General features: G+C 62.2%; 10 protein-coding genes. 3 read left to right on the forward strand and 7 right to left on the reverse strand.

Annotated elements, in window-relative coordinates; genetic code table 11:
* Positions 1–94: 94 nt before the first annotated feature.
* A complete protein-coding gene (gene cax, locus H582_RS0100550; protein WP_043110728.1) occupies positions 95–1,174 on the forward strand; it encodes a calcium/proton exchanger in 1,080 nt (359 codons plus the stop codon).
* 72 nt (positions 1,175–1,246) lie between these two features.
* On the opposite strand, the gene H582_RS0100555 is transcribed toward cax, so the two are convergent.
* From H582_RS0100555 to H582_RS0100570, 4 genes are all read right to left on the reverse strand, one after another.
* The gene (locus H582_RS0100555) at positions 1,247–1,543 is read right to left on the reverse strand and encodes an Fpa/YlaN family protein (RefSeq protein WP_028596916.1); all 297 of its coding nucleotides are present in this window, start codon (positions 1,541–1,543) and stop codon (positions 1,247–1,249) included.
* Between the two features lie 148 nt (positions 1,544–1,691).
* The gene (locus H582_RS0100560; RefSeq protein ID WP_028596917.1) at positions 1,692–1,934 is read right to left on the reverse strand and encodes an HPr family phosphocarrier protein; all 243 of its coding nucleotides are present in this window, start codon (positions 1,932–1,934) and stop codon (positions 1,692–1,694) included.
* Between the two features lie 117 nt (positions 1,935–2,051).
* Positions 2,052–3,167: an aminopeptidase gene (locus H582_RS0100565; RefSeq protein WP_028596918.1), complete on the reverse strand. Its 1,116-nt coding sequence runs from the start codon at positions 3,165–3,167 to the stop codon at positions 2,052–2,054.
* Positions 3,168–3,251: 84 nt separating this feature from the next.
* Positions 3,252–3,902: a hypothetical protein gene (locus H582_RS0100570; RefSeq protein ID WP_028596919.1), complete on the reverse strand. Its 651-nt coding sequence runs from the start codon at positions 3,900–3,902 to the stop codon at positions 3,252–3,254.
* 280 nt (positions 3,903–4,182) lie between these two features.
* On the opposite strand from H582_RS0100570, the gene rpsD reads away from it, so the two are divergent.
* Positions 4,183–4,788 (forward strand): 30S ribosomal protein S4, encoded by a 606-nt coding sequence (gene rpsD / locus H582_RS0100575; protein ID WP_028596920.1) that lies wholly within the window; start codon positions 4,183–4,185, stop codon positions 4,786–4,788.
* Between the two features lie 137 nt (positions 4,789–4,925).
* On the opposite strand, the gene H582_RS0100580 is transcribed toward rpsD, so the two are convergent.
* The 3 genes from H582_RS0100580 to tyrS form a co-directional block, all read right to left on the reverse strand.
* Positions 4,926–6,473: a flotillin family protein gene (locus tag H582_RS0100580; RefSeq protein WP_028596921.1), complete on the reverse strand. Its 1,548-nt coding sequence runs from the start codon at positions 6,471–6,473 to the stop codon at positions 4,926–4,928.
* On the reverse strand, positions 6,473–7,012 hold the full coding sequence (locus H582_RS0100585; RefSeq protein WP_028596922.1) for an NfeD family protein: 540 nt from the start codon (positions 7,010–7,012) through the stop codon (positions 6,473–6,475). The genes H582_RS0100580 and H582_RS0100585 overlap by 1 nt, the downstream gene beginning before the upstream one ends.
* A 95-nt stretch (positions 7,013–7,107) precedes the next feature.
* A complete protein-coding gene (gene tyrS, locus H582_RS0100590; RefSeq protein WP_043110729.1) occupies positions 7,108–8,391 on the reverse strand; it encodes a tyrosine--tRNA ligase in 1,284 nt (427 codons plus the stop codon).
* 508 nt (positions 8,392–8,899) lie between these two features.
* Between tyrS and H582_RS0100595 the strand changes: the two genes are divergently transcribed.
* Positions 8,900–12,013, forward strand: coding sequence for a transglycosylase domain-containing protein (locus H582_RS0100595; RefSeq protein ID WP_028596924.1), 3,114 nt, complete (start codon positions 8,900–8,902; stop codon positions 12,011–12,013).
* The last annotated feature ends 53 nt before the right edge of the window (positions 12,014–12,066 follow it).

Here is a 12,066-nt window from a genome sequence, read left to right on the forward strand (position 1 = left end):
TCGCCTCCGTTTACTTTAGTCCTTGAATTGGGTATAGTAAGATACATATTTTGCCGGGTCCCGACCCGGCTCATCCTTGCCAAAGAGGTGCATTATGGCCAAGCGTCGCCAGCTGTTCTTCGCCGGGCTCATCCTCACGTTCGTCGTGAGCGGACTCGCCCATTATCTCCACTGGAACGAGATGCTCCAGTTCGCCGTATCGGCGATCTCGGTCATCTTCGTCGCCGGCTTTCTCGGCCAGGCGACGGAATCGGTCGCCCATTACGCCGGCCAGCGGCTCGGAGGCTTCCTCAACGCCACGTTCGGCAACGCGGCGGAGCTGATCATCGCCATCTTCCTCGTGAAAGCCGGCTCGTTCGAGACGGTCAAGGCCAGCCTGACCGGCTCGATCATCGGCAACCTGCTGCTCGTGCTCGGCCTCAGCATCCTGCTGGGCGGCCTCAAGTTCAAGGAGCAGCGCTACAACGTGCAGCTCGCCACCCACAACTCCACGCTGATGATCCTGGCCGTCGTCGCCCTGTTCATTCCGGCGACGTTCGTCACGTCCGAGCATTTCAGCTTCCGCCAGGACCAGATCCTGAGCATCACGGTCGCGATCATCCTGATCGTCAGCTACCTGCTCTGGCTCGTGTTCTCGATGGTCACCCACAAGGACATGCTGTCCGAGATGGAGGACAAGGCCGAGGCCGGAGCGGACGCGCATGAGGAAAAGCCGCTCTGGTCCCTCAAGCGCTCGGTGCTCTACCTCGTCGTCGCGACCGTCATGGTCGCATTCGTCAGCGAATGGCTCGTCGGCACGCTGCACGGCGTATCGGAGCGCTTCGGCCTGTCCGAGCTGTTCATCGGCGCCTTCGTCGTCGCGATCGTCGGCAACGCGGCCGAGCACAGCGCGGCCATCATGCTCGCGATGAAAAACAAGATGGGCGCCGCCGTCGAGATCGCCGTCGGCTCGAGCCTGCAGATCGCGCTGTTCGTGGCGCCGGTGCTCGTCCTCATCAGCGGCTTTTTCGGCCCGACGATGGACATTGTCTTCACGCCGATCGAGCTTGCCGCCATCGCCGTCTCGGTGTTCATCGCCAAGGCGGTTTCGAGCGACGGACGCACGAACTGGTACGAGGGCTTCCTGCTCGTCATGGTGTACATCATTCTCGGCTTCGCGTTCTACCTCGTGTAGCGCATCTAAGCAAAAAAGCGGCACCGCTGTCTGTCGACGCGGCGCCGCTTTTTCATTTGCCTTCGGTCCATCCTATAGAAGCTGGGATTTTTGGTCCAGCGCTTCGTACAATTGAGCCAAGTTGCGCTCCAGCTTGCTGATGATGGCCTTCCCTGCCGATTCCTCGATCAGGCCAGCCCGCACCGCAAAGTCTACTTCCCGGGAAAAACCGTACATCTGGGTATCCAGAACCTCTTCGTACAGAGGACATTTGCGGGTCGCAAGATTTTCCATCTGCACTTCGATGAGCTTCTCGATCTTGTTTGCGTCATCCTGCAGCAGTAGAACCGCCTTCTGATGCAGATGGACCAGAACTTCCGGTGAAGACATAGTTTCCCCCCCTGTGCGGATGTCTCGCCGTTGTTGTCATTGGTTTGCCTAATATCTCTAATAGTAGACGATTCGGGGGGAATACACAAGGACAAACAAAGAAGGCGACTCCGCCCGCATGACGGGTAGAGTCGCCCTTCGCCGGCATCTATTCGCCGATGATCGTAATGTTGAGATTGTGCTTGGCGAATACTTCGGCAAGCGCCTTTTTCGCCTCGTCGGCGTCAGGCCCGTGGACGTGAAGCTCGTAGGAATGCGTACCCACCAACGTCGTGAACAGGCCGAGGATGCTCTTCACGTCGATGTACTTGTTTTCGGCTTGAAGCACGATCGACGAGCGGAACCGGCTGGCAACTTGGGAAATTTCTACGATAGCCGCATTGTTGGACATGGGTATTCCTCCCTGTTAAAAAACTTAAGAAAACGTTTCCTCCATCATACTCCGAAACGCTCCCCCGTTCAAGATGAACAGGATATTTTTACCCGGAAGCCCATCTGCGGAATCCGCTTATTTCAATCGCTCGGGATTGAGCCCTTCCAGCTCCGGCAGCACGAACAGCCCGTCCTTGCGGATCAGCACGTCGTCGAAATAGATCTCGCCGCCGCCGTACTCGGGACGCTGGATCAGGACGAGATCCCAGTGGACCGCGGACCGGTTGCCGTTGTCCGCTTCCTCGTAAGCCTGTCCCGGGGTGAAGTGCAGCGAGCCGGCGATCTTCTCGTCGAACAGCGTATCGTTCATCGGGTGCAGGATGTACGGGTTGAAGCCGAGGCTGAACTCGCCGATGTAGCGGGCTCCTTCGTCCGTGTCGAGAATCTCGTTGATCCGGTCCGTATCGCTGCTCGTCGCCTTGACGATGCGGCCGTTCTCGAACGTGAAGGAGATGTTGTCGAACGTCACGCCCGAGTTGACGCTCGACGTGTTGTACGTGATCGTGCCCTGCACGGAGTCGCGGATCGGCGCCGTGTACAGCTCTCCGTCCGGAATATTGCGCTCGCCGGCGCATTTGACGGAGCCGATGCCCTTGATCGAGAAGCTCAGGTCCGTGCCCGGTCCGACGATGCGGACCTTGTCCGTGCGGTCCATCAGCTGCTGGAGCGGCGTCATCGCCTCCTCCATGCGGCTGTAGTCGAGGTTGCACACGTCGAAGTAGAAGTCCTCGAACGCCTCGGTGCTCATTTTGGCGAGCTGGGACATCGAGGCGTTCGGATAGCGCAGCACGACCCACTTCGTCTTCTTGACGCGGATCTCAGAGTGCACCGGATGGGAGTAGAGCTGCTGGTACAGCTTCATCTTGTCCTCCGGCACGTCCGACAGCTCGTTGACGTTTTCACCCGATCGGATCCCTATGTACCCTTGCATCTGCTTCATGCGCTCCTGGTCGAGCTTCGACCACAGCCCGATCTGCTCCGGCGTCGCGTGCAGCAGCATCGAGCGCAGCACGGAACGGTCGCTCGTCTCGACGAACGGACGGCCGCCGGCGCGGGCCACTTCTTCCACGAGGCATTTGGCCAGTTCCCGCTCCGGGCCGATCATGTCGATCAGGATGTTCTCGCCAGGCTGGACGCGCACGGAGTGGCGGACCAGATTGGCGGCTAATGTTTGCAGGCGCGGATCGCGCATGGCTGCATACCTCCTCGAATAGATGAATTCCGTTCCCATCCTATCACGAGCGTTCCTGCTTCTGCACGGCTCCGCGTCATCGCATCACGGTTCCGTCTCGAAGCGGAACCGCAGCGACCGCTCCTCCTCGACCCGCTTTCCGCCGTCGGCAAAAACCAGCCTGGACCGCTCCGTCAGCTCCACCGGCACGAGCCGATGCCGATCCACGACAAGCTCGCAGCGCATGTCGGCCGCCTGCAGCGGACGGGCCGCGGAGCTTGGCTCGGCCTGCGAGCGCAGCCGCTTGCTCCAGAGGCCCGACGCGAAGCTCGCACTAGGCTTGATGAGCAGCACTGCCTCTCCTCCGTCCGAGCGGGCCTCGTCCAGCCGGACGCTCGCCGCTCCATCCAGCAGCCCCTCCAGCAGCGCCGAAGGGTTGTAGCTGTCCTCGCCGTACCGGTCGCTCCCGTCGATCCGGACCGCCGCTCCCGCTCCGCTGGTCAACAGGCGAAGTCCGTCATGCCGGCGCACTTCGCCCTTCCACTCCTCCTGCCGCGCCGCTCCGGCACCGGACGGATCGGTCTCGATCAACGCGAAGCGATAGCTTTCCGGGACGGACAGCCCCGATACGGCGAGGCGCAGCAGCTCCCGCGGCGAGCGCTCCGCGGACGTTGCCGCGCAGCCGGCGAGCAGCGACGCCGCGGCGAGCAGCGCCAGCAGCGTATGAATTCGCTTTATGGGGATGCGGAAGGTCATCAAAAGCACTCCTCTCATTCCTGCGTTCCGTAGGATTTTCCCTCGCTTGCCCTTCCCTTATGCAGAAGCGGCGATTCCCTTGACATGTCGAGCATGAATCCTTTAAAATTAGTTGTTGAATATAGGCCAAAGGTTTTGTGACACCCTCATGGGTGCTGCAGCTGCGGGGGCAGCGGCTGAACTTCCCCTTCAGGTCATGGCTCGTCCATGTTCATGCAGCATTCGGCGAAACGTTGGACCCTTTTCAAACATTCCATTTGAAGAAGGAGCTACACCCAATATGTCACGTTATACAGGTCCCAAGTTTAAACTCAGCCGCCGCCTCGGCATCTCCCTGAGCGGCACCGGCAAAGAACTCGCGAAGCGCGCTTTCCCTCCGGGTCAGCACGGCCAAGCGAGCCAGCGCAAAAAAGTGAGCGGCTACGGCCTCCAGCTCGCGGAAAAGCAAAAGCTGCGCCACATGTACGGCGTGAACGAAAAGCAATTCCGCAACCTGTTCGACAAAGCTTCGAAAATCAAAGGTATCTCCGGCGAGAACTTCATGTTCCTGCTTGAGAGCCGCCTGGACAACCTCGTGTACCGTCTTGCTTTCGCCAACTCCCGTGCAGGCGCTCGCCAGCTCGTAGCGCATGGCCACGTGACGGTGAACGGCAAGAAGGTCGACATCGCTTCCTACCAAGTCCAGCCTGGCGATGTGATCGGCCTGCGTGAGCGCAGCCGTTCCCTCAAGCTGGTCAAAGAAGCTATGGAAGGCCGCCATCACCTGCCGGCGTACCTGGAATTCAACGAGCAAGCTCTCGAAGGCAAGTACATCCGCCTGCCAGAGCGCGGCGAGCTGAGCTCCGACATCGACGAAAAGCAAATCGTCGAGTTCTACAGCCGTTAATCCGACTTCGGATCAGCAGCCTCAAAAGCCTCGCGGCATATGCCGCGAGGCTTTTTTGCGCGCTCCTTGCTAGACGAAAAAAGCCGTTCCCGCCGCTAGGGCGGAAACGGCTCGCATTCCAGCATGAATGCGGAGGATCAGGACTTGCTCGGCGCCTCGGCTGCGGCCGCGCTCAGCGCAGCCGCGGCGGGCAGCGCCGGCTCGGCCTTCGGAAGCGACGCCGCAGCTGCCGGCGACGCCGATCGGGACGTCAGGCTGCGCATCAGCTCGTTGACGTCGATGCCGGCGACGCTCTTGAGCATCTCGGGAGCGGTCGCCATCAGGTCGGTCACGTAGTTGGAGAGGCGCGCCGCTCCGGCGCCGTTGCCGGTATCGACGACCGTCAGCTTGTCGATCGACTTGATCGGCTCCGCGACGTTCGCAGCCAGCTCCGGCAGCATCTTGACGATGATGTCGAGGACGGCTGCCTCGCCGAACTTCTCGAACGCCAGGGCGAGCTTTTCCTTCGCCTCGGCTTCGGCGAGACCGCGCAGCCGGATGACTTCGGCTTCCGCCGTACCTTTGGCGCGCTCGGCGTCGGCTTGCGCCTGGCCCTCGAGCCGCTTCTGCTCGGCCATCGCGTGAGCTTCCGCCTCGATGCGATATTTGAGCGCATCGGCAGCGCGGTACTGCCGCTCCTTCTCCGCCTCGGCGGCCTGCACGACGGCATACCGGTCGGCGTCGGCCTTTTTCTTGACCTCGGAGTCGTACTGCTTCTCGCGGCGCAGGATCTCCTTCGTCTCCAGATCGATCTCGCGCTCCTTGCGGACCAGCTCGACCTTCATCTGCTCCTCGACGACCTGCTGCTTGATGCGGGCTTCCTGGATCGTATACGCCTGATCCGCCTCTGCCTTGGCCGTATCCTGCTCCTTCTTGAACTCGGCCACCTTCAGCTGGTTCTGCTTGGACGCCTCGGCGATGTTCGTGTCGCGCAGCAGCTCGGCCTTCTGGCCTTCTTCCTCCGCCGCCGCCTTCTGAATCCGCGAGTCACGGAGCGCCTGAGCCTCGGCGATTTCCGCATCCCGCTTGACGGCGGCGATGCGCGGCTTGCCGAGAGCGTCCAGATAGCCGTGCTTGTCGCGCAGATCCTTGATCGTGAACGAGACGATCTGCAGCCCCATCTTTTTCAAATCCTTCGCCGCGACCGACTGCACCTCCTGCGCGAACTTGTCGCGGTTGCGGTACACTTCTTCGACCGTCATCGAGCCGAGGATCGCCCGCAGATGGCCCTCCAGCACTTCCTGAGCCTCGCTCTTGAGCGCCTCGACCGGCTTGCCCATGAACTGCTCGGCCGCCGTCGCGACATCCTCGATCGAGCCGCCGATCTTGATGATGGCGACGCCGTCGGCCATGACCGGCACGCCCTGCTCCGTGTACACCTCCGGCGTGGAGACGTCGAGCTTCATCGACAGCAGCGACAGGAACTCCACCCGCTGGAACACCGGCAGGATGAACGCGCCCCCGCCGCGGACGATCTTGATGCTCCGGCCGGAATCATCCGACGCGACATTGCTCGCGCCGAGGAAAGAACCGGTGACGACCATCGCCTCGTCCGGGCTCGCCGTCTTGTAGCGAGCCCAGAAAGCGAGGCCCAGCAAGACGATGACGCCGACGACAATCGAAGGAATTACGAGAAATTCTGGCATTACAGGTCTCCTCTCTCATTCATCATGGCGACCGAAAGCGCGTCCGGCTTCACCTCGACGACGACGACACGGCTGCCGGACGGAATGTCCCGGCTCTCAAAGCTCTCCGCCGTATGGTTCGTAACGCCTGCGCCGATCCGGATCAGCACCTCGCCGCATCCATGGGCGGGGATCGGAGTGATGACCTCGCCGATCATCCCGCCCAGCTCCCGGACCGAGTAGCCCGACGACACCTCACTGTTCCTCATCGGCTTCACATAAAGGAAGAACATCGCCACGGAGCCGGCGATCGCGAGCAGAACCGACAGGCTCGCCGTCGCTCCCGCGCCAAGCTCGGTGTACTTCTCCAGCATGAGGCCGGCCCCGCCGAACGCGGTGATCCCGCCCGCCAGCGCCGCCGGCTGGAAAATGCCGCCGGCATCCGCCGAGAGGAAATCCAGCGCTCCGTCAAGCGCCGAGCCGAGCAGATCGCCAAGCACGACGCTGACGAGCGCGAACAGCACGCCGAAAGCCAAGCAGGATAAATATAGCGTCTCCATTTCACTCACCCCCCATTATTGGAAGCGATTGTAACCGCCTGGTCTTCTATACGCCCGATTCAAGGAAATGTTTCACTACTTTGACAAATGACCGGTCAACTTTTATCGAAGCGGATCCGCGCCATCCTCCGGCGTCCGACCTGAACGACATCCCCATCCCGGGGACGCAGCTCCGCGGACGCATCGTCCAGCCGCTCTCCGTTGATCCGGACAGCGCCTTGCTGCACGCTCCGGCGCGCCTCGCTGCCGGATTCGGACAGTCCGAGGACGGTCAGCAGCCGGGACAGCCGGATCGCTCCGTCCTCCAGCTCCGCTGCGGGCAGAAACGCTTCCTCGATCTCCTCCGGGAGCTCCCGCTGCTGGAATACCTCGCGGAACCGCTCGGCCGCTGCGTCGGCCGCTGCGGCGCCGTGGTACTGGCGGACGAGCGTCCAGGCGAGGCGCTGCTTCGCTTCCATCGGATGGAGAGCTCCGCTCTCCAATCCGTCGCGGATTCCGGCCTGCTCGGCTTCGTCCAGATCGGTCGCCAGCAGGAAGTATTTCGCCATCAGCTCGTCGGGGATGCTCATCGCCTTGCCGAACATGTCGGAAGGCTCGTCGGAGATGCCGATGTAGTTGCCGAGGCTCTTGCTCATCTTCTGCACGCCGTCGAGGCCTTCGAGGATCGGCATCGTGATCGCGATCTGGCGGCGCTTGCCGTACTCTTTTTGCAGCTGGCGTCCCATGAGCAGGTTGAACGTCTGGTCGGTGCCGCCAAGCTCGACGTCCGTATCGAGCGCGACGGAATCGTAGCCCTGCATCAGCGGGTAGAAGAACTCATGGATGCCGATCGGCTGGCCCGCCCGATGCCGCTTGGTGAAGTCGTCCCGCTCCAGCATGCGCGCGACCGTCGACTTGGCCGCCAGCCCCAGAATGTCGCCGAACTGGAGCGGAGACAGCCATTCGGAATTGTAGTACAGCTTGGTCCGCTCAGGATCGAGAACCTGGAACATCTGATCCTGGTACGTCTGCGCGTTGCGCCGCACGTCCGCCTCCGACAGCGGCTTGCGCGTCTCCGACTTGCCCGTCGGATCGCCGATGCGGCCGGTAAAGTCGCCGATAATGAGCTGGACCTGATGGCCCAGGCTCTGGAACTGGCGCAGCTTCTGCAGCACGACCGTATGGCCGATATGGATGTCCGGCGCCGACGGGTCGAGGCCGAGCTTCACGTTGAGCGGCCTGCCCTCGAGCACCGACTGCTCCAGCTTCTCCCGCAGCCCGTCCGCCGGGACGATCTCCGCCGCTCCACGGGCGAGAATGTCCAGCTGGCGCCTGACCTCCTCCTGCTGCGCCTCCGACAAGCGCTTCTTCTCCTGCTCCTTCTGCTCCTCAACGCTCATGATGGGGGTCCCCTTTCTTAAATGAAATGCAAAAAGATCCTTCTTGTCCGAAGGGACGAGAAGGATCAGCTCGCGGTACCACCCTTGTTGGAGCGGCGGCTTCTCCATTCGGAAAAGCCAAAACTGCCCCCACTTCGTTGAAGATAACGGAAGACTGCTTCCGGGACCGGACTACATGCCGATCGCTCAGCCTCGTCCAGCCGGCTCCGGGCGGTAATTCGCCAAGACGCTGCGCACCGGTTCGCACCACCCACCGGCTCTCTGATCCGCTTCGACGTCCGGCTACTGGAGGCCCATCCATGCCGTTCACGCTATGCGCTTCCGCGGACCGGGCCGGGATGCGGTTTGTTGCTGCAAGTTATATCATGCCCCTGGCGCGGCTGTCAACCCGCAGCATTTTCCGACAGCAGACGGCAGGCGGCGAATCGCAGCGAACGCTGTCCGGCCGTGCCGATTCAGGAAGCATGTGATATAATAGCTCTGTTCATTTGGAGGAGGATACGTACATATGGCTCAAGACCAGGAACAGCTCCGCAAGCCGCGCAGCGGCTGGAGGACCTTCGGCCTTGTCGTCTGGATAACGGTCAAATGGCTCGTTATATTCGGCATCACGGGCGCCTTGTTCGCGGGAGGCATCGCCACCGGCTATGTCGCCGCGCTCGTCAAGGACGATCCGGTGCGGCCGGGCAGCGAGCTCGAAGCCAAGGTCAACGAAAACGCCTTGACCGGCTTCGTCTACTTCAACGACGGCACGACGCCGGTCGGCCAACTGAGGACCGACGAGGATCGCCGGCTCGTCGACCTGTCGAACATCCCGCAGTCCGTCATCGACGCCCTGCTTTCGACCGAAGACAGCAATTTTTATAATCATATCGGAGTCGACTACAAAGGCCTCGGCAGAGCGGTCAAGGAAAAGCTGCTGAACGAGGACCGGCAGACCGGGGGCAGCACGCTGACCCAGCAGGTCGCCCGCCGCGTCTTTCTCAGCCTCGACCGCACGGACAGCCGCAAGTTCAAGGAGATCCTGCTGTCCATCCGGATGGAGCGCTACCTGACCAAGGAGCAGATCCTGGCCGCGTACCTCAACAAGATGCCGTTCGGCAACGGCTCGTCCGGCTACAACCTGTACGGCATCAAGTCGGCCTCGATCGGCATCTTCAACATCGCCGACCTGAACAAGCTCAATCTGGCGCAGTCGGCCTATCTTGCCGGCCTGCCGCAGCTGCCGTCCGCCTACTCGGCGTTCAACGGCAAGGGCCAGTTCAACGAGTCCGGCTTCAACCGGGCGATCTCCCGCCAGAAGTTCGTCCTCTCCCGCATGCTGGAGACCGGCCGCATCACGCAGGCCGAGTACGACGAGGCGCTCGCCTTCGACATCAAGGGCTCGCTCGCGCCGCATCGCGAGAAGGCGTACAACACGTTCCCGTACCTGATGCTCGAGACGGAGCGGGAGGCGGCCGAGCTCATCGCCCTCAAGCAGAACCCGAATCTCCAAAAAGCGGATCTCGCCAAAAGCGAGAACGCCGAAATCGTGCAGGCGGCGCGCGAGCAGCTGCTCCGCTCGGGCTACCGCATCTACACGACGATCGACAAGGTCATCTACAACAACATGCGCGAGATCGGCAACGATCCCGACAACTTCGGCCCGACGAGCAAGTCCAAAGGACCGGAGCAGGCGGCCGCGATCATGATCGACCATCATACGGGAGCGATCCTCGGCATGCTGGAAGGGCGCGACTTCAACATCGAGCAGATGAACTACGCGACCCAGATGACCCGCCAGCCCGGCTCGACGATGAAGCCCATCTCGGCCTACCTGCCGGCGCTAGAAGCCGGGCTCGTACAGCCGGCAAGCGTGCTGGACGATTCGCCGATCATCCTCAAGGACGGCCAGAAGGGCTACCATATCCCGATGAACGCCAACAAGAAGTTCAACGGCCTCGTCACGGCGAGGGATGCGCTCAACCGCTCGCTGAACATCCCGGCGCTCAAGCTGTTCCTCGACAAGGTGACGATCGAGAAGGCGTGGGAATTTTCCCGCTCGCTCGGCATCACGACGCTGCAGCCGGAGGACGACAACGCCCAGACCGGCGTCATCGGCGGACTGAGCAAAGGCGTTTCCGTCAAAGAGCTGACAAACGCGTACGCGACGATTCCTAACGGCGGCAAGTACAACGAGCCGTATCTCATCAGCAAGATTGTCGACGCCTCCGGCCATATCGTCTATGAGCACAAGCTGGCGCCGAAGCAGGTATACTCGGAGCAGACGGCGTTCCTCATGACGGACATGCTGCGCACCGTCATCGCCGACCGGAGCGGCACGGGCCACAGCGTAGCGAGCAGCTTCGACGCCTACGGCAAGATTCCGATCGCCGGCAAGACCGGCTCGACGCAAAGCTACGGCGACGTCTGGTTCATGGGCTTCAGCCCCGACATCACGCTTGGCGTCTGGGTCGGCTACAAGGAGCAGAAAAATACGCTCGTCAAAGCCTCCCAGTCCAGGGCGCGCACGCTCTGGTCCAAAATCATGAACGAAACGGTCAAGGACCGTCCGGACATCTTCAAGACCGACGCGTTCCCGCAGCCGGGCGGGCTCGTCAAGGCGACCGTATCGAGCGTCAGCGGCCTGCTGCCGAGTCCGCTGATCCGCTCGAGCGGCCTGCTCACGACCGACTGGTTCAACAAAAAATACCTTCCGGTCAAAGTCGACGACGTGCTCGGCGCGATGAGCTTCATCCGCTACAACGGCGTCAACTACATCGCCCAGGACGGCACGCCTGCCGACTTCGTGTTCACGAAGACGACGATCCGGCGCGAGAAGCCGCTCGGCGATCTGATCGAGGAGATCAACAAGGCGCAGGCCGTCATGCCGGCCGAATACCGCAAGCCGATCTCCGCGTTCATCCCTAAAGACGCCGAGAGCGAGGCTCCGTCGAGGCTCGATCCGCGGCAGGATGACGGAGCGGCGCCGTCCGCGCCGTCCAATGTCGTGCTGGAGTCGCTGAGCGGCGCCTACCGCATCACCTTCTCGGCGAGCCCGCAAAACGACGTCGTCGGCTACCGCCTCTACCGCTCGTCGGGCGGCGACTTCGCCAAGGTCGGCGATTCCATCCTGGCCGGCGACGCCACAGCATTCGTCGACCGCTCCGGCGGCTTCGGCAGCACGTATTACGTCACCGCGGTCGACGTCGCGGGGCATGAGTCCGAGCGCAGCCAGACGGTAAGCCCTGGCGGCTCGATCACGCTGCCGGGCCTTCCGGGCTTCCCGGGCACGGGCAACGGCTCCGGAGACGGCGAAGCTCCTCCAGCTACGGAGCAGCCCGGCAACGAGCAGCAGCAGCCTGCAGCGATGAAGCCGTCCGGTCCGAGCGGGCTCAAGGCTTCCGGCACCGGCACCGGCGTCAAGCTCGAATGGAGCGGCAACAGCGCCGCGGAAGGAGTCACCTCGTATCAGGTGTACTTCAGCGCCGGCAACGACGGCAGCTTCCAGAACATCGGCTCGACCGGCGGCACGAGCTTCGAATACGTCGCTCCGATCAGTACCGGCACGTTCCGGATCACGGCCGTCAATGCGGCCGGAGAGTCGGACTTTTCCCAAGCGGTCACCTGGTCGGCCCGCTGATCCTTCTTGCCAAGCTTGCGGACAGCTTCCTCGGTCCGCAAGCTTTTTTTCTA

Source organism: Paenibacillus pasadenensis DSM 19293, from assembly GCF_000422485.1.
GTDB classification, from domain to species: Bacteria; Bacillota; Bacilli; order Paenibacillales; family Paenibacillaceae; genus Paenibacillus_O; species Paenibacillus_O pasadenensis.